The organism is Crystallibacter permensis, assembly GCF_025960875.1.
Taxonomy (GTDB): Bacteria; Actinomycetota; Actinomycetes; order Actinomycetales; family Micrococcaceae; genus Crystallibacter; species Crystallibacter permensis.
Genome location: NZ_JAODLR010000003.1, coordinates 326185 through 347949 on the forward strand (window position 1 = coordinate 326185; position 21765 = coordinate 347949).

Annotated in this window: 21 protein-coding genes; 18 read left to right on the forward strand and 3 right to left on the reverse strand. The window is 65.5% G+C overall.

Translation table 11 applies throughout. The annotated features are described in order from the left end of the window. Nucleotides 1–171: 171 nt before the first annotated feature. Nucleotides 172–1518 (forward strand): histidine--tRNA ligase, encoded by a 1347-nt coding sequence (hisS, locus tag B0G38_RS05630; protein WP_264668523.1) that lies wholly within the window; start codon nt 172–174, stop codon nt 1516–1518. 18 nt (nt 1519–1536) lie between these two features. Here hisS and B0G38_RS05635 read toward each other — a convergent pair whose 3' ends face one another. Next, nucleotides 1537–2790: an APC family permease gene (locus B0G38_RS05635; protein ID WP_264668524.1), complete on the reverse strand. Its 1254-nt coding sequence runs from the start codon at nt 2788–2790 to the stop codon at nt 1537–1539. Nucleotides 2791–2993: 203 nt separating this feature from the next. On the opposite strand from B0G38_RS05635, the gene aspS reads away from it, so the two are divergent. Continuing rightward, nucleotides 2994–4850, forward strand: coding sequence for an aspartate--tRNA ligase (gene aspS / locus B0G38_RS05640; RefSeq protein WP_264668525.1), 1857 nt, complete (start codon nt 2994–2996; stop codon nt 4848–4850). Nucleotides 4851–4954: 104 nt separating this feature from the next. Here aspS and B0G38_RS05645 read toward each other — a convergent pair whose 3' ends face one another. Next, entirely contained in the window at nt 4955–5626 is a 672-nt protein-coding gene (locus B0G38_RS05645; RefSeq protein WP_264668526.1) for an acVLRF1 family peptidyl-tRNA hydrolase, read from the reverse strand. Between the two features lie 19 nt (nt 5627–5645). Here B0G38_RS05645 and B0G38_RS05650 point away from each other — a divergent pair, with 19 nt between their 5' ends. Then, complete coding sequence (locus tag B0G38_RS05650) at nt 5646–7067, forward strand: replication-associated recombination protein A (protein ID WP_264668527.1); 1422 nt, start codon at nt 5646–5648, stop codon at nt 7065–7067. 30 nt (nt 7068–7097) lie between these two features. Here B0G38_RS05650 and dtd read toward each other — a convergent pair whose 3' ends face one another. After that, the gene (dtd, locus tag B0G38_RS05655; RefSeq protein ID WP_264668528.1) at nt 7098–7550 is read right to left on the reverse strand and encodes a D-aminoacyl-tRNA deacylase; all 453 of its coding nucleotides are present in this window, start codon (nt 7548–7550) and stop codon (nt 7098–7100) included. Between the two features lie 241 nt (nt 7551–7791). Here dtd and rpsD point away from each other — a divergent pair, with 241 nt between their 5' ends. From rpsD to B0G38_RS05730, 15 genes are all read left to right on the forward strand, one after another. Continuing rightward, a complete protein-coding gene (rpsD, locus tag B0G38_RS05660) occupies nt 7792–8418 on the forward strand; it encodes a 30S ribosomal protein S4 (protein WP_074703404.1) in 627 nt (208 codons plus the stop codon). Nucleotides 8419–8642: 224 nt separating this feature from the next. Continuing rightward, nucleotides 8643–9032 carry a DUF948 domain-containing protein gene (locus B0G38_RS05665; RefSeq protein ID WP_139003451.1) on the forward strand — a complete coding sequence of 130 codons (390 nt, stop codon included), beginning with the start codon at nt 8643–8645 and terminating at the stop codon, nt 9030–9032. 18 nt (nt 9033–9050) lie between these two features. Beyond that, nucleotides 9051–9284 carry a hypothetical protein gene (locus B0G38_RS05670; RefSeq protein WP_205834691.1) on the forward strand — a complete coding sequence of 78 codons (234 nt, stop codon included), beginning with the start codon at nt 9051–9053 and terminating at the stop codon, nt 9282–9284. 75 nt (nt 9285–9359) lie between these two features. After that, entirely contained in the window at nt 9360–12041 is a 2682-nt protein-coding gene (gene alaS / locus B0G38_RS05675) for an alanine--tRNA ligase (protein WP_264668529.1), read from the forward strand. Nucleotides 12042–12050: 9 nt separating this feature from the next. After that, complete coding sequence (gene ruvX / locus B0G38_RS05680) at nt 12051–12626, forward strand: Holliday junction resolvase RuvX (protein WP_264668530.1); 576 nt, start codon at nt 12051–12053, stop codon at nt 12624–12626. Next, nucleotides 12623–13849, forward strand: coding sequence for an endolytic transglycosylase MltG (mltG, locus tag B0G38_RS05685; RefSeq protein ID WP_264668531.1), 1227 nt, complete (start codon nt 12623–12625; stop codon nt 13847–13849). The genes ruvX and mltG overlap by 4 nt, the downstream gene beginning before the upstream one ends. 27 nt (nt 13850–13876) lie before the next feature. After that, nucleotides 13877–14752 carry a shikimate dehydrogenase gene (locus B0G38_RS05690; protein WP_264668532.1) on the forward strand — a complete coding sequence of 292 codons (876 nt, stop codon included), beginning with the start codon at nt 13877–13879 and terminating at the stop codon, nt 14750–14752. Nucleotides 14753–14784: 32 nt separating this feature from the next. After that, on the forward strand, nt 14785–15984 hold the full coding sequence (gene aroC / locus B0G38_RS05695; protein WP_264668533.1) for a chorismate synthase: 1200 nt from the start codon (nt 14785–14787) through the stop codon (nt 15982–15984). A 38-nt stretch (nt 15985–16022) separates the two neighbouring features. Next, nucleotides 16023–16526, forward strand: a complete 504-nt coding sequence (locus B0G38_RS05700) for a shikimate kinase (RefSeq protein WP_264668534.1) — start codon at nt 16023–16025, stop codon at nt 16524–16526. A gap of 8 nt (nt 16527–16534) precedes the next feature. After that, entirely contained in the window at nt 16535–17623 is a 1089-nt protein-coding gene (aroB, locus tag B0G38_RS05705) for a 3-dehydroquinate synthase (RefSeq protein ID WP_169997549.1), read from the forward strand. A 72-nt stretch (nt 17624–17695) separates the two neighbouring features. Then, a complete protein-coding gene (gene efp, locus B0G38_RS05710) occupies nt 17696–18259 on the forward strand; it encodes an elongation factor P (protein WP_074702254.1) in 564 nt (187 codons plus the stop codon). Next, nucleotides 18259–18681 carry a transcription antitermination factor NusB gene (gene nusB, locus B0G38_RS05715; protein WP_264668535.1) on the forward strand — a complete coding sequence of 141 codons (423 nt, stop codon included), beginning with the start codon at nt 18259–18261 and terminating at the stop codon, nt 18679–18681. Before efp ends, nusB begins: the two co-directional genes overlap by 1 nt. Before the next feature lie 166 nt (nt 18682–18847). Further along, the gene (gene pyrR / locus B0G38_RS05720) at nt 18848–19441 is read left to right on the forward strand and encodes a bifunctional pyr operon transcriptional regulator/uracil phosphoribosyltransferase PyrR (RefSeq protein ID WP_169997545.1); all 594 of its coding nucleotides are present in this window, start codon (nt 18848–18850) and stop codon (nt 19439–19441) included. After that, the gene (locus tag B0G38_RS05725; protein WP_264668536.1) at nt 19438–20436 is read left to right on the forward strand and encodes an aspartate carbamoyltransferase catalytic subunit; all 999 of its coding nucleotides are present in this window, start codon (nt 19438–19440) and stop codon (nt 20434–20436) included. Before pyrR ends, B0G38_RS05725 begins: the two co-directional genes overlap by 4 nt. Continuing rightward, nucleotides 20433–21761 carry a dihydroorotase gene (locus B0G38_RS05730; RefSeq protein ID WP_264668537.1) on the forward strand — a complete coding sequence of 443 codons (1329 nt, stop codon included), beginning with the start codon at nt 20433–20435 and terminating at the stop codon, nt 21759–21761. Before B0G38_RS05725 ends, B0G38_RS05730 begins: the two co-directional genes overlap by 4 nt. Nucleotides 21762–21765: the final 4 nt, after the last annotated feature.

The window sequence follows — 21765 nt, forward strand, 5'->3', positions numbered from 1 at the left end:
CCTCAGGTCCCACCTCGGCGGATGGGATGTTCAATTCTTTGGGCCGGGACTGCTGCCTGCCCGTAAAATGGTCCGGCAGCCAGTTTAGGCATTCACAGGCCAAAGGGCCCGTTATCCTGAGTAGTCAGCCCCCATGAGTCTTTCGACCCACAATTTAGGAGATATCCCCGCATGGCACGTAAGGCCTCCCTGTCAGGTTTCCCGGAATGGCTTCCGCAGGAGAGGCTCGTGGAGCAGCATGTGCTGGACAGCCTGCGGCGGACCTTTGAGCTGCACGGGTTCTCCTCCATTGAGACCCGCGCCGTGGAGACGGTGGAGCAACTGCTGCGCAAGGGCGAGATCGACAAAGAGGTCTACGGCCTGCACCGGCTCCAGGCGGACGAAGCCGAGGGCGGCAAGGCTGAGGACAAGCTGGCGCTCCACTTCGACCTGACGGTGCCGTTTGCCCGGTACGTCGTCGAGAACGCCGGACACCTCGCCTTCCCGTTCCGCCGCTACCAGATCCAGAAAGTCTGGCGCGGGGAACGCCCGCAGGAGGGCCGCGCGCGCGAATTTACACAGGCCGATATCGACGTCGTGGGTGACGGTGAACTGCCGTTCCGCTACGACGTGGAACTGGCCCTGGTCATCGTAGAAGCCCTGGGCGCGCTGCCCATCCCCGAATTCAAGCTGCGCGTGAACAATCGCAAGCTGGCCGAGGGCTTCTACCGTGGCATCGGGCTGGATGATACCGCCGGTGTCCTGCGCAGCATCGACAAGCTTGAGAAGGTCGGGCCGCAGAAAGTTGCCGAACTGCTGCAGCAAGAGCTCGGTGCCACCGCGGAGCAGGCCGAGGCCGCGCTGAAGCTGGCCTCCATCCGTAGCGAGGACACCTCCTTTGCACAGGAGGTGCGTGCCCTCGGCGTGAGCAACGAACTTCTGGACGAGGGCCTGGCCGAGCTTGAACAGGTCATCGGTGAAGCTTCACACCGCGCGCCGGGACGGGTCCTGGCGGACCTGAGCATCGCCCGCGGACTCGATTACTACACCGGAACCGTCTACGAAACCGTCCTGGTCGGACACGAACAGCTCGGCTCGATCTGCTCCGGCGGCCGGTACGACGCCCTCGCCGCCAAGGGAAACCGCAAGTTCCCCGGCGTGGGCCTGTCCATTGGCGTGACCCGGCTGGTGATGCGGATCCTGAGCCAGGAGTTCGCCTCGGCCTCCCGGCACGTGCCCACCGCTGTGCTGGTCACGCTGGCCGACGACGGCAGCTGGTCCCAGGCTCAGGACATTGCTGCGCAGTTGCGCGGGCGCGGCATCAGCGTGGAAGTCGCGGCCAAGGCCGAGAAGTTCGGTAAACAGATCAAGTACGCGGACCGCCGCGGAATCCCCTTTGTCTGGTTCAGCACCGACGAAGACGGCAACCTCAACCACGAGGTCAAGGACATCCGCTCCGGCGAACAGGTTGCCGCCGATCCCAAGACCTGGACGCCGCCGGCAGAGGACCTGATCCCGCAGATCACTTCCGCACAGTAACGGCCGCGGCCCGGCCGGTTAGGCGTGGGGCCTGCGCCGCCTGCCGGGTTTGAGCACGGCGCGGCCCAGCAGCCCCACAGCCAGCACTGCCGTCATGGTCAGCACAGAGGACAGCGGCAGGGTGAACGCCAGGACCAGGCAGCCGGCCAGACCCAACCAATTCAGAAACTTGGGTGCTTGCCACGGCCGCTCCGTGAGGGTCAGCGCGGCCGCGTTCGTGACCGCGTAATAGATCAGCACGCCGAAGCTGGAAAAGCCCACCACGGCCAGGACATCCTGGGTGAGCAGCAGGAAAATAACGACGGCGGCGACGGCCAGGTCGGCGAGGTAGGGAACCTTGAAGCGCTCCCAGACCGAGGCAAAGGCACGCGGCAGGTCTCCCTCGCGGGCCATGGCGAACATGGTGCGGCTGACGCCGGCAATCAGCGCGAGCAGGGCGCCCAGGCAGGCCAGTGTTGCCGCAATCGTTACGGCGGTGGTGCCCACGCCGCCGCCGACAGCTTCGCCGACCGCCAGCAACGGGGCGGGTGTGGCGGCCAGCAGGCCGGCACCCATGAAGTCCAGCAGCGCCAGGCCCAGCACGGCGTAGAGGGCCAGCGTGACAACCAGGGCCGCGAGGATGGCGCGGGGAATCAGCTTCTTCGGGTCGCGGATTTCCTCGCCCATGGTGGCAATCCGGGCGTAGCCGGCGAAGGCGAAGAAAAACAGCCCCGCGGCCTGCAGGATGCCGTACGGCGAGGCACCGTCAACCGGCAGGTTCTGGCCGATGGGCTCGGCGTCGAAGGCCACCACGATCACGAAGACCAGGATGGCCACCACAATGGACACGATCCAGCGCGTGGCCCAGGCCGTGCGGGTGATCCCCATCAGGTTCACGCCGGTGAGCAGTACGACGGCGGCTACGGCGGCCGCCGTCGCAAATTCAGGGGCGGCGTAGAGGCCGAAGGCCAGTGCCATGGCGGCACAGGAAGCTACCTTCCCGGTGATGAAGCCCCAGCCGGCCAGGAAGCCCGGCCATTCGCCGAGCTGGCGGCGCCCGTAGATGTAGGTGCCTCCGCTGGTGGGATGGACCGCGGCCAGCTGGGCCGAGGCCATCGCATTGCAGTAAGCCACAACACCGGCGATCGCCAGCGCCAGCGGCAGCCAGTTGCCGGCTATCGCGGCGGCGGGGGAGAAGACCACGAAGACCCCGGCGCCCACCATGGAACCGATGCCCACCGTTGTGGCGTCAACACCGCCCAGCCTGCGTTCGAGGGCTGATTCGCTGCTCAAAGTTTGCCTCCGTCTGTTCCTGATTCCGCCAGGCATCGGCGCTGCGGGTCGATCCTGCGGCCGCCGGCCCGGTGTCGGGACCCAAGCCCGATCAACGGTAAACTCGTTCAAGACCCATTTAAGAACACTCTAGTCACATCACAGCCGGCCCGGGGCGGAAGCCTCCGCGATAGCGCCGGTGAAGTTTTACTGAAAGGAATGCTGTGCTGCGCACACATGACCTCGGCTCGCTGAGGGCTGAGCACATTGGACAGACCGTAACCCTCGCCGGCTGGGTGGCCCGCCGGCGTGATCACGGCGGCGTGGCATTCCTGGATCTGCGTGATGCCTCCGGCATTGCCCAGGTTGTGGTGCGCGAAGAGGACGTCTTCCACGCCCTGCGCAACGAATACGTGCTGCAGATCAAGGGCACGGTGGAGAAGCGGCCCGAAGGCAATGAAAACCCGGCCCTTGCTACCGGTGAGATCGAAGTCATAGCCGATTCCGTCGTCGTACTCAGTACTTCGGATCCGCTGCCGTTCCAGATCGACGAGCACGTCGAGGTGGGCGAGGAAGCACGCCTGAAGCACCGTTACCTGGACCTGCGCCGTCCGGGCCCCGCCGCCGCCATGCGGCTGCGCTCGGAGGCCAACCGGGTGGCGCGCGAACTGCTGCACCAGGACGGTTTTGTGGAGATCGAGACCCCCACGCTGACCCGTTCCACCCCCGAGGGCGCCCGCGACTTCCTGGTGCCGGCGCGCCTGGACCCGGGCTCCTGGTACGCCCTGCCGCAGTCGCCGCAGCTGTTCAAGCAGCTGCTGCAGGTGGGCGGGTTCGAAAAGTACTACCAGATTGCCCGCTGCTACCGGGACGAAGACTTCCGTGCCGACCGCCAGCCGGAATTCACCCAGCTGGACATCGAGGCCAGCTTTGTCGAGCAGGATGACATCATCGCGCTGGGCGAGAGCATCGTGAAGGCGCTGTGGCAGCTGATCGACGTCGAGATCCCCACGCCGATCCGCCGCATGACTTACGCCGACGCCATGGCGAAGTACGGTTCCGACAAGCCCGACCTGCGGTTCGGCCTGGAGCTGACCGAGCTGACGGAGTTCTTCAAGGACACCACCTTCCGCGTCTTCCAGGCCCCGTACGTCGGTGCCGTGGTCATGCCCGGCGGCGCCTCCCAGGCCCGCCGGACGCTGGACGCGTGGCAGGAATGGGCCAAGCAGCGCGGCGCCAAGGGCCTGGCGTACGTCCTGATCCAGGAAGACGGCACGCTGAGCGGTCCGGTGGCCAAGAACCTCACCGACACCGAGCGCGCCGGCCTCGCGGATGCCGTGGGCGCCAAGCCCGGCGACTGCGTCTTCTTCGCCGCCGGCGACAAGTCCGCGGCGCGTGCGCTGCTGGGTGCCGCCCGCGTGGAGATCGGCCACCGCACCGGTTTGATTAACGACGGCGACTGGGCCTTCGTGTGGATCGTCGACGCACCGCTGTTCGAACCTGCCGCGGCAGCAGTCGAATCGGGCGACGTGGCCGTCGGCGCCGGCGCCTGGACCGCCGTGCACCACGCCTTCACCTCGCCGAAGCCCGAGTTTATGGACACGTTCGATGAGGACCCGGCGAACGCCTTGTCCTACGCCTACGACATTGTCTGCAACGGCAACGAACTCGGCGGCGGCTCCATCCGTATCCACCAGCGGGACGTGCAGGAGCGCGTCCTGGCCGTCATGGGGATCGACCAGGAGCAGGCCCAGAGCAAGTTCGGCTTCCTGCTTGAGGGCTTCAAGTACGGTGCGCCCCCGCACGGCGGCATCGCCTTCGGCTGGGACCGCGTTGTCCAGCTGCTGACCGGCTCGGATTCCATCCGCGACGTCATCGCCTTCCCGAAGACCGGCGGCGGGCACGACCCGCTGACCGACGCTCCCGCACCGATCACCCCGCAGCAGCGCAAGGAAGCCGGCATCGACTTCAAGCCCAAGCCGAAGGAGGCCACCAAGGAGGCCAACAAGGCCCCGGAAGCGTCCAAAGACGGCCAGAAGGACGCTGCCCAGCACTCTGAAAAGGACAGCGTCCAAAGCTGACCTGCGTAACGGAGCGCGCCGTCCGGCCGGCCCCCAGGGGCCAGTCCGGGCGGCGCAGTCCGTTAACCGGGCGCCTCGTTATACCGGCCGGGCACCGGCCCGCCTCAAGCGGAGCCGTTGCGGCCGGGCGCCGGCCACGTGATCACTGCCTTGATGCCCGCCAGCTCCCGCGCGATCTCGATGAGCTGCCGCTGCCGCGGATCAGCATTCAGCTCGATGCGCGTCTCCGGCAGCGCCGCGAGACCGGCCAGCCGTTCATCGGCCAGCAGCTGGCGCAGCATGTCCCTGTCTCCACCAGTGGCCAGGCACGCCGGTTTGGCTGCGGGGAAGTGGCCGACCACGTACCCGGTTGCGGTCAGCACCAGCGCGTCTGCCTGGTTGGAGCGCCTGCGGGCGTAACGCTGCTGCGACCAGCCCCCGGCGGCAGTGCGCGACTGTACGTACCGGGTGCCGGATTTGGACCAGGTCAGCTCGCCCTGCAGGGATGTGCCGACGCTGTAGCCGCCGCGGCGCAGCAGGATCAGCCCGCAGGTTCCGATGTCCGCCGCAGCGGCGGCAAGCTGCTCCGGCCACGCGTCCGCGCTCAGCTCCGGGGTCAGCTGGTCCCACGGCAGGCAGAGCCGGACACTAAAGCCGTCAGGACACGAAAGAACGACGCCGGGACCCAGCCAGACGCTGTTGACCTCACACAGGGGATCGCCGTGGTCCGCGGCGAATCTGTCCGCCCAGGCCTGGAGGCGGCCCGGCGGCAGGTAGATGGTCTTGGTCCGTGCCATAAGCGATAGCCTAGGCAGTGTGAGTGATTTGTTCAGTGCCGGCAGCGACACGGAAGATGATCGGGACGAAGAAACCGGTCCCGGCGGTAGCTCCGGACGTGGTGCCGGCAGCATCGAGCGCCCCCGCAGCCCGCTCGCGGTGCGCATGCGTCCCCGGACCGTGGACGAGGTGGTGGGCCAGCAGCACCTGCTCCAGCCGGGCTCGCCGCTGCGGCTGCTGGCTGCTGGTGGACAAGCAACCGGCCCTGCGGGACCCTCTTCGCTGATGCTCTGGGGGCCTCCCGGCACCGGCAAGACCACGCTGGCGCATGTCATTGCCAGGGGGCCGGGCCGGAAGTTCGTGGAACTCTCCGCCATCACCGCCGGCGTCAAGGATGTCCGCCGGGTGATGGACGAGGCGCTGACGGCCCGCGACCTGCACCGGACCACCACCGTGCTGTTCCTGGACGAGATCCACCGTTTCAACAAGGCCCAGCAGGATGCGCTGCTGCCCGGCGTCGAGAACCGCTGGGTGGTGCTGGTTGCCGCCACCACCGAAAACCCGTCCTTCTCCGTTGTCTCGCCGCTGCTGTCCCGGTCGCTGCTGCTGACGCTCAAACCGCTGACCACCGATGACATCGCGGGGCTGCTCCAGCGGGCCGTAACGGACGAGCGCGGTCTGGCGGGCCGGGTAGAGGTCAGCGACGAGGCCCTGGAACACCTGGTCAGGCTGGCCGCCGGAGACGCACGCCGCGGCCTGACGGCCCTGGAGGCGGCCGCGGGCGTGGCCTGGGGCGAGGCGGAAAACCCCGGCGAGGACGGCCCCGTCCGCGTAGAGCTGTCGCACGCCGAGCGGGCCATGGACCGCGCTGCGCTGCGCTATGACCGTGCCGGGGACCAGCATTACGACATTGCCAGCGCCTTTATCAAGTCGATGCGCGGCTCCGATGTGGACGCGGCGCTCCACTATATGGCGCGGATGCTCGAGGCGGGGGAGGATCCCCGCTTTGTCGCCCGCCGGATCGTGATCGCCGCCTCCGAGGATGTGGGGATGGCGGATCCGTCCGCGCTGCAGACGGCGGTGGCGGCAGCCCAGGCGGTGCAGCTGATCGGCATGCCTGAAGCCCAGCTGGTCCTTGCGCAGGCCGTGGTACACATCGCCACCGCGCCGAAGTCACCCGCCTCGCACGATGCGATCAACGCTGCCGTCGCGGATGTCCGGGCCGGCCGCGGGCAGGGCGTTCCAGCCCACCTGCGGGACGCGCACTACCGCGGCGCACAGCAGCTGGGCCACGGCAAGGGTTACCTCTATTCACACGATGCCCCGCATGGAATTGCCCAGCAGCAGTATCCGCCGGACGATCTGGTCGGCAGGAATTACTACCAGCCCACCGGCAACGGCGTCGAACGCGAGATTTCGGCACGCTTGGAACGGCTGCGCAAAATCATCCGCGGCGAATAACGACGGCGGATGCCGGCTTCCGTACGCAGTTCAGCCGCGGCGCGGCTTGGCAAAGTCCTCGGTGTCCAGGCTGATGGTGAAGGGCCCGTCGTTAACCAGCGAAACTTCCATCATTGCGCCAAAGACTCCCGTTTCCACGGTGGCGCCGAGTCCGCGCAGCTGTTCGACCAGGCTCTCAAGCAGCGGCTCGCTGACATCTCCGGGCGCCGCTGCGGACCAGGAGGGCCGGCGGCCCCGGCGGGTATCGGCGTACAGCGTGAACTGGCTGATCACCAACAGCGGCGCGTTGACGTCGGCACAGGACTTTTCGCCGTCGAGAATCCTCAGCCGCCACATCTTCTCGGCCAGCACCCCGGCGTCGGCGGCAGTATCGGTGTGGGTCGCGCCGGCGAGCACCAGCAGGCCCGGACCATCGATGGCTCCGACTATCTGTCCGTCAACGCTGACGCTGGCCCGGCTGACCCGCTGAAGAATGGCTCGCATCCGATAACTCTAATCTGAGCCCGGACAGGTGCTAGAATTGTGCGCTGACTGGCAAGCCGACTCTTCGGTGCCGCAATCCACTCCTGTAGATGCACGGTTTCTTAGCGGAAACCCGTGTGTTCGCGGGGGTGCACGTGTGCATGGGAGCAAGCCGGACTGTAGCTGAAGGCAGCGGTTGACCAACGCTCTCCACACATGGAGGCCAGCAACATCACCTCACCGCATGAATTGGAAGGACATCGTGGCTAACAACACACGAGCCCGCCGCAAGGTCCGCATTTCGCGTGCCCTTGGTATTGCCCTGACCCCCAAGGCCGAAAAGTACATGGAGCGCCGTCCGTACGGTCCCGGCCAGCACGGCCGTGCCCGTCGCAAGCAGGACAGCGACTACGCCGTACGTCTGCGCGAAAAGCAGCGTCTGCGTGCCCAGTACGGCATCCGCGAAGCACAGATGACCCGTGTCTTCGAAGAGGCCCGAAACACCGCCGGTCTGACCGGTGAAAACCTGATCGAGCTGCTGGAAATGCGTCTTGACGCCCTGGTCCTGCGTGCAGGCTTCGCCCGCACCATCGCCCAGGCCCGCCAGCTGGTTGTGCACCGCCACATCATGGTTGACGGCAAGCGCGTGGACCGTCCGTCCTTCCGCGTTTCCGAGGGCCAGCTGGTGCACGTCCACGAGCGCTCCGAGAAGATGCCGCCGTTCCAGGTTGCAGCAGCCGGCGCACACCGCGACGTTCTGCCGAACGTTCCGGCCTACCTTGACGTTACGTTGGAGAAGCTCCAGGCCCGCCTGGTCCGCCGCCCCAAGCGTTCCGAGGTTCCCGTAACCTGTGAAGAGCAGCTGGTGGTTGAATACTACGCACGCTAAACCTTTCCGGGAGCTAATCCTCCCTGGAAGCCGGGCAGCGTAAAACTGCATACCGCTCTTGGGCGGAAACCTCACTGAACAGCCCGTGGCACGCGCCACGGGCTGTTCAGTAGGTAATGTACTTACAGGTGCGCCGAAAGCAACGAGTGCCAGGCGCCGTCGTCGTTAGCTGGATCCGCCCGCGGGTGGGTTTGAAAATATGCCAAACAAAGGAGTTCCCTCCCATGTCAGGTGGAGATATCGCCGGTCTCATCGCTGCGGGCGTTTTCGCGGTGCTGGTGGCCCTGCTGGCCATACCGGTATGGAAGCTGGGGAAAGTCTTTGACGAACTTCGCGTAGCCATCCGCTCGATCAGCGATGGCACCACGCCGCTGATCGATGAAGTGACCACCACGGTGACCACCACCAACGAGCAGTTGCGGAAGGTGGACGGCATCTCGTCCAACGTTTCGGACGCCTCGGCCAATGTCTCCGCGCTGTCCTCGCTGGTCGCCGCGACGATCGGCTCGCCGCTGATCAAGGTGGCCGCCTTTTCCTACGGCGTGCGCACCGCATTCAACTCACGCGGCCAGTCCGGCAGAACTACCGAGGGCAAAGGCCGTCGCAGCCGCTAAGGCTGAGGGAGGAAACAGATGAAACGGCTTATTTGGATGGGCGCCGGAATCGCCATCGGCGTCCTGGCGGTCCGCAAGATCTCCGCGACCAAGCAGACCTTCGGCCCCGAAGGGCTCAACCGCGCGGTAGCGTCCCTGGCGGACAGCGTTGCGGATTTCACCCACACATTCCGCACCGGCATGACCGAACGTGAAGCGGATCTGCGCGCCGCCCTGGGAATCGATTCCGCAGATCACGTCAACACCCGCTAGATTTTCCTAGGCGCATTCCCGCTTTCGGGAAGCAGCGCCGCATTTTTTGTTTCACCGGAAGGGTATTTAGGCACCATGAAGTCCCATGAGATCGTTCGCCGCTGGCTCGACTTCTTCGAGAAAAAGGGACATACCGTGGTGCCCTCGGCGTCGCTGGTGTCGCCGGACCCCTCGCTGCTGTTCACCGTAGCGGGCATGGTGCCGTTCATTCCGTACCTCACCGCCCGTGAGACCCCGCCGTTCAACCGCGCCACGAGCGTCCAGAAGTGTATCCGCACCGCCGACATCGAAGAGGTCGGCAAGACGGTCCGGCACGGCACCTTCTTCCAGATGTGCGGCAACTTTTCCTTCGGCGACTACTTCAAGGAAGGCGCCATCACGATGGCGTGGGAGCTGCTGACCTCCCCTGTGGAGGACGGCGGATACGGCCTGCCCCCGGAGCGGCTCTGGATCACCGTCTACCAGGACGATGACGAGGCGCTGCAGATCTGGCGCGACAAGATCGGCGTGCCCGTCGAGCGCATCCAGAAGTCCGGCAAGAAGGACAACTACTGGTCCACCGGCCAGCCCGGCCCGGCCGGCCCCTGCTCCGAAATCTTCTACGACCGCGGCCCCGAATACGGGATCGAGGGCGGACCCATCGCCGACGAGACGCGCTACATCGAGATCTGGAACCTGGTCTTCATGCAGTACCAGCGCGGCGAAGGCATCGGCAAGGAAGACTTCGAGATCCTTGGCGAGCTGCCGAAGAAGAACATCGACACCGGGCTGGGCATGGAGCGCCTTGCCATGATCCTCCAGGGCGTGGAGAACATGTACGAGACGGACCAGGTCCGCCCCGTACTGGACAAGGCCGCCGAGCTCGCCGGCAAGGAATACACCAGCGCCGAGACCGATGAGGACCCGCACCACACCGACGACGTTCGGCTCCGCGTGGTGGCCGACCACATCCGCTCGGCCCTGATGCTGATTTCCGACGGCGTGACCCCCTCCAACGAAGGCCGCGGCTACGTACTGCGCCGCCTGATCCGCCGTGCCGTCCGCGCCATGCGCCTGCTGGGCGTCGAGCAGGCCTGCCTGCCGGAGCTGCTGCCCGTCTCCCGGGACGCGATGAAGGGGACGTACCCCGTTGTCGACACCGACTTCGAGCGGATCAGCCGCATCGCGTACGCCGAGGAGAAGGCCTTCCTGCGCACCATCGCCTCCGGCACCGCACGCCTTGAGGAAGCAGTTAAGGAGTCAAAGGCCGCCGGCAAGCCGCTCTCGGGCGAAGACGCTTTCAGCCTGCACGACACCTACGGTTTCCCGATCGATCTGACGCTGGAAATGGCCGAGGAAGCCGGGCTGAAGGTTGACGAGGCCGGCTTCCGCAGCCTGATGACCGAACAGCGCGAGCGTGCCCAGGCCGACGCCCGGGGCAAGAAGCTCGGCCATGCCGATGTCCGCGTCTTCAACGAAATGCTGGCCGCAGGCGAGACCGTGTTCACCGGCTACGAAGAGCTGACCACCGAGTCCGCCGTGCGCGGCATCGTCAGCGGCGGAGCCACAGTCGGTTTCGCCAGCCAGGGCGAGGAAATCGAACTGGTCCTGAACGAGACGCCGTTCTATGCCGAAGCGGGCGGCCAGGCCGCCGACGTCGGCCTCATCACCGGCGACGGTTTTGTGGTTGAGGTGCTTGACGTCCAGCGCCCGGTCAAGGGACTCAGCGTCCACAAGGCCATTGTCCGCGAGGGCGAGATCCCTTCGGATGCGAAGGTACTGGCCGCTGTGGACCAGCAGCGCAGGCAGGCGGGCGAACAGGCCCACTCCGGCACGCACATCATCCACGCCGCCCTGCACCAGATCCTCGGGCCGGAGGCGCTGCAGCGAGGCTCCTTCAACAAGGCAGGCTACCTGCGCTTCGACTTCTCCTGGGGCGAAGGCATCAGTGCCGCGGCCAAGTCGGAAATCGAGGAAGTCTCCAACCTGGCCATCCGTAACAATTACCAGGTTGAGACGAAGATCATGAGCCTGGCCGATGCCAAGTCGCTCGGCGCAACGGCGTTGTTCGGCGAAGCCTACGGGGACAAGGTCCGCGTAGTGGAGATCGACGGCGCGTGGTCGCGTGAGCTGTGCGGCGGTACCCATGTGGATGCCACCGCGGAGGTCGGCAGCCTGACGCTGCTCGGCGAGCAGTCGGTGGGGTCCGGCAACCGCCGTGTGGAGGCGTTCGTGGGCATGGAGGCCTTCCGCCACCTGGCTGCCGAGCGCGCCCTGGTCACCGAACTTTCGGAGATGCTCAAGGTGCCGGGTCCGCAACTGCCGGACCGTATCGCTGCCACCCTGGCCAAGCTCAAGGCTGCCGAGAAGGAACTGGACCGGCTGCGCAAGGAACAACTGGCGGCCTCGGCTGCCTCCCTGGTGGAAAAGGCCAAGGATGTTGCCGGCGTACGCCTGCTGGCACACAATGCCGGCGAGTTAGGCGGAGCGGATGATCTGCGGTCCCTGGCTCTGGACCTGCGTGCACGGCTCGGCTCGGACCCGGCGGCCGTCGCCATGACGGGCGTGGCGAACGGACGTCCGCTGATTCTCGTGGCAACCAACGACGCAGCCCGCGCCGCAGGCGTCAAGGCCGGTGCGCTGGTCAAGACTGCTGCCGGTGTACTCGGCGGCGGCGGCGGTGGCAAGGACGATGTCGCCCAAGGCGGCGGCACGGACGTAACGAAAATTGATGAGGCGATCACCGCCGTCGTCAATGCCGTGGCTAACCGGGGCTAAGGACCGCAAGTGTCCAATGCAGCGGCGCCAGCCGGAACAAAACTCGGGGTCGATGTCGGACTGGCTCGGGTCGGTTTGGCCGGCTCCGATCCCGGTGGCATCCTGGCGACCCCGATCCGGACTTTGAAGCGCGATGCCAAGAAGAACAGCGACATCCGCGTGCTGGTGAGAGAGGCCGCCGAGCGTTCCGCGGTGCAGGTCTTCGTCGGCCTCCCGCGCACTTTGAAGGGCGGAGAATCTGCTTCCACCCAGATGGCGCGGGAGTACGCGGACGTGCTGGCACAGGCACTGGCCGATGCGGGCCTGGCGGTTTCGGTCAACCTGATCGACGAGCGTTTGACTACGGTCTCGGCGCATCGTACTCTTCACAGCGCTGGCATGAGCAGCCGTGAACATCGTAAAGTTGTTGATCAGGTTGCAGCAGTCGAAATACTCCAGCAGGCGCTGGACATGCAACGCGCGCTTGGACGGGACGTGGGGAGTCCTGTGGCCGTTCCGGATTCAGTCCGCAGGGGAGTCCAGGCATTGGAAGAGGAGACGAAGATTCCACACGTACATGACAGCGATGGTGAGAGCAGACGGTGAGCAATACTTATCCGGAGCATCCTCCGTATCCGGAACAACAGCCCGCTGACGAGTTGGTCGATGAGGCCGATCACCAGACCCATGGGCATGACGATGATCATGAGGTCTTCTACGACGAGGCGCCGGTCCTCAAGCGGAGCCGTCGCAACAAGATCAAGCGGCAGCGTCGGCGCCGGCGCAACGTCATCATGCTGGTGGTCTTTGGCGTCTTCGCCGCTGGCCTGATCGGCGTGGTGTTGCTCTTGCAGAACCTGTTGGGCATGAACGAGCTCAAAGACTATGAAGGTCCCGGCGAAGGCCAGGTAACGTTCACGGTTGAACAGGGCGCCGGTCCTCTGGCCATCGCCTCTTCCCTGGTGAATCAGGACATTATTGCTTCCACCGATACCTTCGTCGACGAGGTTGCCAACCAGGCTGAGGGACGGGTGATCCAGCCGGGGCAGTACCCGCTGAAGTACCGCATGCCGGCTGCGGCAGCGGCGTCAATCCTGCTGGAGGAAAGCAACGAAGGCGTGCATTACGCGGCCATCAACCGGACCTGGCGGCAGGAAGAAGTGTTCAAGGCCCTGTCCGAGGGCACCAGGATCCCCGTTGCCGAATTCGCCAAGCTCGCGGAGGATCCGCAGGCACTGGGTCTGCCAGAGCAGGCACGGAACCTGGAAGGCTATCTCTTCCCTGCCGAATACCGGTTCCCGCTGGACATCACCGCAGAGGAAATCCTGCGCGAAATGATCGGCAACACGATCGAGCATCTGGAATCGGACGGAATTACCGACGTCGACCAGCAGTTCCGTGTGCTGACCGTCGCCAGCATCATCGAGGCCGAGGCAGGCGAAGCCGATTACGGCGCGGTTGCCGGTGCCATCGAGAACCGCCTACAGCCGGACAACACGGAGACGAACGGCCTGATCCAATCAGACGCCACGGTCACCTATGGGCTGGGTCGCAAGGGCTATGACATCACGCCTGAAGAAAAGGCCGACAAGTCCAACCCGTACAACACCTACGCCCACACCGGTCTGCCCGTGGGCCCGATTAATTCCCCGGGCGGCCCGGCCATCGATGCCGCGGCCAATCCGGATGACGTGCCCTACTACTACTGGGTAACGGTGAATCTGGACACCGGGGAGACCAAGTTCTCCGAGACGCTGGCCGAACACAATGCCTACACGAAGGAATATCTGAACTGGTGCAGCGAGCAGGAGGAAGGCCGTTGCAGCTAGGAAATTCCGTTCCCACGGTCATCCGCCGTGGGTGAGCCGGTGCCTGCCCGCCGGGCCGCGGTCCTGGGCCATCCGATCAGCCATTCGCGGTCCCCGCTGCTGCATGGGGCTGCCTACGGACTGCTTGGCTTCGACTGTGCGTATGAGGCCATTGACCTGACCCCGGAGCAGCTGCCGGCCTTCATGGCAGGTGTGCGGGAGAACAGCTGCTGGGCCGGGCTGTCCGTCACGATGCCGCTCAAGGCAGCCATGGTGCCGCTGATGGACGAGACAAGCGACCTCGTCCGCTCCCTGGGTGTTCTCAACACAGTGGTGGTGCGCAGGCGCCCGGACGGTACGGTTCAGCTGGCCGGGCAGAACACCGACGTGGCCGGCATCATCGAGGCGCTGCGGCATGCCGGCGCTACCCCGGGCGGCCACGCGGCCATTCTCGGCGGTGGCGGCACTGCCGCGGCTGCGGCTGCCGCCCTTGCGGGACTGCAGGTGGACAGCCTCAGCGTTTGTCTGCGCGACCCGGCGAAGGCTGGCCCCATCCTGGCCGTGGCACGCAACGCAGGTCTGGAGTGCCGCGTGGCCAGTTGGGATGACGCGGCGGCTGAGCTGGCTTCGGCACAAGTGGTGGTCTCCACCTTGCCCCCGCGTGCAGCCGACCCCATTGCTGAAACGCTGGCTGGTTCGAGCGTCCGGCTGGATTCCCAAGTGCTGCTGGACGTCACCTACGATCCGTGGCCCAGCCGCATCGCCGCTGTCTGGGCGGAGCGTGGTGGCGCAATCGTTCCCGGGTTGGAAATGCTGATCTACCAAGCGGTCGAGCAGGTACGCCTGTTCACGGGCATGGAGCTGCCCAAACCGGAGCAAGTCATAAATGTGATGTGTGACGCTGTGGGCGCGCCCCGGCGTTAAAGGGATGCCGTGGTCATGGCAGTATTGTTTCCATGCTGCGTTGGTTAACTGCCGGTGAATCCCATGGTCCGGCCCTGGTTGGAATTATTGAAGGCGTCCCTGCCGGAGTGGAGCTCAACAGCTCCGACATCCAGGCTGCCCTGGCTCGACGCCGGCTTGGCTACGGCCGCGGCGCACGCATGAAGTTTGAGCAAGACGCCGTCACCATCACCGGTGGCGTCCGGCACGGGCGTACCCAGGGCGGGCCGGTGGCCATCCAGGTGGGCAACACCGAGTGGCCCAAGTGGGAAAAGATCATGTCTGCGGATCCGGTTGACCCGGACGAACTGGCCGAACTGGCCCGCAACGCACCGCTGACGCGCCCACGTCCCGGCCACGCCGATTTCACCGGAATGCAGAAATACGGGTTCGATGAAGCCCGTCCGGTACTGGAACGCGCCAGCGCCCGCGAGACCGCTGCCCGAGTGGCCCTTGGCACCGTAGCTGCCAATTTCCTGAAGGCCTTGGGCATCGAGCTGGTCAGCCACACTGTTTCGATTGCACGGGTTGCCGTTCCTGACGAAAGTCCGGTGCCGCTTCCCTCCGACGTCATTGCGCTGGACGAAGATCCGTTGCGCTGCTTCGACGCCGAGACCTCGCTGGCCATGGTCCAGGAGGTCGACGCCGCCCACAAAGAGGGCGAGACCCTGGGTGGGGTTGTCGAGGTCCTGGCCTACGGCCTGCCGCCGGGACTGGGCAGCTATGTGCATTGGGACCGCCGGCTCGACGCCCGGCTCGCCGCGGCGCTGATGGGCATCCAGGCGATCAAGGGCGTTGAAGTCGGAGATGGCTTCCAGACCGCCGGCCGCCGGGGTTCGGCTGCCCATGACGAGATTGTCCGTGACTCCAGCGGCACCATCGTGCGTTCGACCAACCGCGCCGGTGGAATCGAGGGCGGCATGAGCATCGGCGATACGCTGCGCGTGCGCGCGGCCATGAAGCCCATCGCCACAGTTCCCCGCGCCCTGAAGACCATCGATATCAGCACCGGAGAAGACGCCAAGGCCCATCACCAGCGGTCCGACGTGTGCGCCGTTCCGGCGGCCGGCGTCGTCGCCGAGGCCATGGTGGCACTGGTGCTCGCGCAGGCGGTTACGGAGAAGTTCGGCGGCGATTCGGTAGCCGAGACGGCACGCAACATGCGCAGCTTCATTGAGGCTATTCCGGAATCGCTGGATTCGATCGGCAGCTAGTGCCCGAGTCCATGGCTATGGCGTTAGACCGCCATCTGGTGCTGATCGGCCCGATGGCATCAGGCAAATCCACGGTGGGCCAGTTGTTTGCAGCCCGTCATGGTCTTCAGTTTGTCGACAGCGACAAGAAAATCGTGGCCAAACACGGCAGCATTCCCTCGATCTTCAGTGCCCAAGGCGAACGCGGCTTCCGCGAGATCGAGGCGCGTGAAGTTGCCACGCTACTCACGGCTCCGGGCGATCCCTGCGTGATTTCGCTGGGCGGGGGAGCGATACTCGACACCGGCACCCAGCAGCTACTGGCCAACTGCCGTGTGGTGTTTCTGGATGCCGACCTGGACACTGTGCTTCCACGGATTCGGCGCGACACCGGCCGCCCGCTGCTGGCGGGGGATGCCGCGGCCCGTTGGGTCGAGATGGCCGAACGCCGCCGTCCAACGTATCTGAAGCTGGCGGACCTGGTCCTGACCACGCGGAACAAATCACAAGCAGAGCTGGTCGAAGAACTTTCCACGCTGCTCAACGAAAGGCAAAACAGTTGACGAACCCGATCAGCGAGCCAAAGGTTATTAAGGTCACCGGCAGCTCCCCGAACGAAAACTACGATGTCGTTGTCGGCAATGGCCTGCTCGATCGGCTGCCCGGCATTCTGGGTGAGCGTGTGCGCAGGGTGCTGGTCATCCATCCGCGTGCGCTTCGCGCCACCGGCGACGCCGTGCGCCAGGATCTCGATGCGGCCGGATTCACCGCGCTGACCGCTGAAATTCCCGATGCCGAAGAGGGCAAGCACATCCAGGTGGCATCTTTCTGCTGGCAGGTGCTGGGGCAGAACGATTTCACCCGGTCCGACGCCATCGTCACGGTCGGCGGAGGAGCGGTCACCGACGTCGGCGGCTTTGTCGCCGCTACCTGGCTGCGGGGCGTCAGGGTGGTCCACATCCCCACGAGCCTGCTTGGCATGGTCGACGCAGCGGTCGGCGGGAAGACCGGGATCAACACGTCCGAAGGCAAAAACCTCGTCGGCGCCTTCCACCCGCCGGCGGCGGTGCTTGCTGATCTGGACGCCTTGGCTACCCTGCCGAAGAACGAGCTGCTCACCGGCATGGCGGAAGTGGTCAAGTGTGGTTTTATTGCGGACGCCGCCATTCTTGACCTCATCGAGGCGGCACCGGCGGCTGTCGCAGACCCGGAATCGGCTGTGGTGCGGGAGCTGGTGGAGCGATCTATCGCCGTCAAGGCGGAAATTGTCTCCAGCGACCTGAAGGAAACAGGCCGCCGGGAGTTCCTCAATTACGGCCACACCCTGGCCCACGCCATCGAACTCGCAGAGCGCTACAGCTGGCGTCACGGGGCGGCGGTTTCGGTAGGCCTGACATTCGCCGCCGAGCTCTCGCGGATGGTCGGGCGCCTGGACGATGAAACAGCGGACCGGCACAAGCGGATCCTGCAGTCCCTGGAGCTGCCGGTCACGTACCGCCGTGACCGTTGGGCGGCGCTGCTGGACGGAATGAAACGGGACAAGAAGGCCCGCGGAGACCTGCTGCGATTCGTTGTCCTGGACGCTTTGGAAAAGCCGGCAATCCTCGATGTTCCCGATACTTCGCTGCTCTTCGCCGCCTATCAGGAGATCGCCGAATAGTTGGTCTGCGCTCAGCAGGTAGAATTACCGATGAACTTTCCACACACAAGTTGAATCGACGAAAGAGAAACTGTGGCGACAACCAACGACATTAAGAACGGCACCGTGCTGAAGCTGGACGGTCAGCTGTGGAACGTCATCGAGTTCCAGCACGTCAAGCCGGGCAAGGGCGGCGCCTTCGTTCGCACCAAGATCAAGAATGTTGTCAGCGGCAAGATCCAGGACAAGACCTTCAACGCAGGCCTGAAGATCGAAACCGCCACGGTGGACCGCCGCGACTACACCTACCTGTACAAGGACGGCGACGACTTCGTCTTCATGGACGTGCAGGACTATGACCAGGTCACCGTGCCGGGCCCCGTAGTTGGCGATGACGAGAACTTCCTGCTGGAAAACATCAAGGTCAACATTGCGATGCACGACGGTACGCCGCTGTACATCGAATTGCCGGCCTCCGTGACCATGGAAATCACCTACACCGAGCCGGGACTGCAGGGCGACCGCTCCACCGGCGGCACCAAGCCGGCAACAGTTGAAACCGGTTACCAGATCCAGGTTCCGCTGTTCCTGGAAACCGGTACCCGGGTCAAGGTTGATACCCGCAGCGGCGATTACCTGGGACGTGTTAACGACTAGTGAGTGCACCCACTTCCGCACGCGGCAAAGCCCGCCGCCGCGCCGTCGATGTTCTGTTTGAAGCGGAGCAGCGTTCCGTTTCGGCGTTCGACGCGCTTCGGGACCGCCGCGAAAAAACGGATCAGGTTATCAACCCTTACACGGTGGACATCGTGGAGGGCGTCGTAGCCATGCAGGCACAGATCGACGAGTTCCTGACCACCTACTCCCAAGGCTGGGCGCTGGAACGGATGCCCAGCGTGGACCGCATTATCCTGCGGGTGGGCGCCTGGGAACTGCTGTACAACGACGATATTCCGGATGGGGTGGCGGTCAGCGAAGCAGTCGAACTGGCCAAGACGCTCTCAACGGATGAATCGCCGTCGTTCGTCAACGGTCTGCTCGGCCGGTTGCAGCAACTGAAGCCGACCCTGCTGGCGTGATTGCCGGCAGCTGCCGGCAGTCCTGATCCAGCTTCGAAGGTGGTCCCCGTGATGGGGGCCACCTTCGGGCGTTTTTGGGCTGTCCGCCCTTGGCCCTGTGGTAGTTTTGACTACGCAACCAGCCTTTAAATCCGTCCTGTGAGGCGGGGAAGGAGGAGGCAATAATATGAGCACGTCAGCCGCGGCGCCATCGCCGCAACCAGCCCGTGTAGTTCTTGCCGAAGCGGACATCGACCGCGCCCTCACTCGTATAGCCCATGAGATTCTCGAGGCGAACAAGGGATCCAAGGATCTTGTTCTGCTGGGCATTCCGCGCCGCGGCTATCCGCTGGCCCGCCGCCTCGCCGCCAAGATTGCGGCCACCGATCCCGGTGTGAAGGCCGAAAACATTACCGGCCAGCTGGACGTCACCATGTTCCGTGACGATCTCAAGCGCCAGCCGACCAGGGCTCCGCTGCCCACCCAGCTTCCCGCTACCGGTATCGACGACAAAGTCGTGGTGCTCGTCGACGACGTGCTCTATTCGGGCCGGACCATCCGCGCCGCCCTCGACGCCCTCGTTGATCTGGGCCGCCCGCGCATTGTCCGCCTCGCCGTACTGGTAGACCGCGGGCACCGCGAACTGCCCATCCGCGCGGACCACGTGGGCAAAAACCTGCCGACGTCTTCGGCCGAAAAGGTGCGGGTGCGCCTGGCCGAGACGGATTCCGTGGACGGCCGGCCTGTCAACGAAGTCGTCATCGAGGACCGCACCGCATGAGGCACCTGCTCTCCACCGAAGACCTCGGCAAGGACGACGCCGTACGGATCCTGGATACCGCCGAAGAAATGGCTGCCGTGTCCGACCGCGAGGTCAAGAAGCTTCCCGTCCTGCGCGGCCGCACCGTGGTCAACCTCTTCTTCGAGGACTCGACCCGTACGCGGATCTCCTTTGAGGCCGCAGCAAAACGGCTGTCCGCAGATGTCATCAACTTCGCCGCCAAGGGATCCTCCGTGTCCAAGGGCGAGTCGCTCAAGGACACCGCGCAAACGCTCGAAGCGATGGGGGCCGACGCCGTCGTTATCCGGCACTGGGCCTCCGGCGCGCCGGCAAGGCTGGCGGCCTCCGGCTGGATCGACGCTGCCGTAGTCAACGCCGGCGACGGCACGCACGAACATCCCACCCAGGCGCTGCTGGACGCATTCACTATGCGCCGCAACTGGGCGCGCATCAACGGCACGGCTTCCCCCGGCACTGATTTGTCCGGCATGAAGGTGGCCATCGTTGGGGATGTGCTTCATTCCCGGGTGGCGCGGTCCAACCTGTGGCTGCTGCGCACGCTTGGCGCCGATGTCACGATGGTCGCTCCGCCCACATTGCTTCCGGTAGGCGTCGCGAAGTGGCCCTGCACCGTCAGCTACGATCTGGACGAAACCCTGGCCGCCGGCCCGGATGCCGTCATGATGCTGCGCCTTCAGGGCGAACGGATGAACGCCGCGTTCTTCCCGTCCACCCGGGAATACTCACGGCGCTGGGGCTTCGATGACCGCCGCCTCAAGGCGCTGGATTCGCACGGACTGACGGACACGATCATCATGCATCCGGGCCCGATGAACCGTGGCCTGGAAATATCCGCAGCCGCAGCGGACTCGCCCCGCTCCACTGTCCTGCAGCAGGTGCGCAATGGCGTCTCCGTACGCATGGCCGCCCTCTATCTGCTCCTCTCCGGCGAAACCCACGCCGCACCCGCAACTATCCAGGAGGCCCAGCGATGAGCACACCCAACGAAGCTACGGCCTATCTGGTCAAGGGGGCCGCAATCGGCAGCGGCGCAGCGGCCGACCTGCTGATCCGCAACGGGGTCATCACCGAAACGGGCACCGGGCTCAGCGCCGCCGGTGCCACCGTGATCGACGCCGAGGGCCTCGTGGCCGTGCCGGGCATGGTGGACCTGCATACCCACCTGCGCGAACCCGGACGTGAAGATGCCGAGACCGTAGAGACAGGCAGCCGGGCCGCCGCCCTCGGAGGATTCACCGCTGTCCACGCCATGGCGAACAGCTCGCCCGTGGCGGATACGGCCGGCGTCGTCGAGCAGGTCTACACCCTGGGCCGCAAGGCCGGCTGGACAGATGTCCGCCCGGTCGGTGCCGTGACCATCGGACTGGCCGGTGAACGGCTCGCCGAACTCGGGGCGATGGCCGATTCACGCGCCCGCGTCCGGGTATTCTCCGACGACGGCATCTGCGTGCACGATCCGGTACTGATGCGCCGGGCGCTGGAATACGTCAAGGGGTTCGACGGCGTTATCGCCCAGCATGCCCAGGAACCCCGGCTGACGGACGGGGCCCAGATGAACGAGGGCGACGTCTCTGCCGTGCTCGGCATGACCGGCTGGCCCGCCGTTGCCGAGGAAAGCATCATTGCCCGCGACGTGCTCCTGGCCCAGCACGTTGACTCCCGGCTGCACGTCTGCCACGTCTCCACCGCCGGTTCCGTGGAGATCATCCGCTGGGCGAAGCAGCGCGGCATCAAAGTCACGGCCGAGGTGACCCCGCACCACCTCTGGCTCACGGACGAACTGGTCCGCAGCTACGACCCGGTCTACAAGGTGAACCCGCCGCTGCGCACCGATGAAGACGTGCAGGCCTTGCGCGCCGGACTGGCCGACGGCACCATCGACATCATCGGCACCGACCACGCGCCGCATCCCAGCGAGGCCAAGGAATGCGAGTGGGCGCAGGCCGCGATGGGCATGACCGGTCTGGAGACCGCGCTCTCCGTGGTCCAGCACACCATGATCGAGTCGGGTCTGATCGGTTGGGACGATTTCGCGCGGATTACCTCCCTGATGCCGGCACAGATCGGTCGGCTGCAGGACCAGGGCCAGCCGCTGGAAGCCGGCTCCGCCGCCAACATCACGCTGATCGACCCGGCGGCGCGCTGGACGGTGGAGCCGAACAAGATGGCGACCATGGGACGCAACTCGCCGTTCGCCGGCCGGGAGCTACCGGGCCGCGTGGTGGCGACCTTCTACCAAGGCCACCCCACCGTTCTGGACGGGAGCCTCAACACCCCGCGGACCGCAGAGGGGGAGTAGCTTT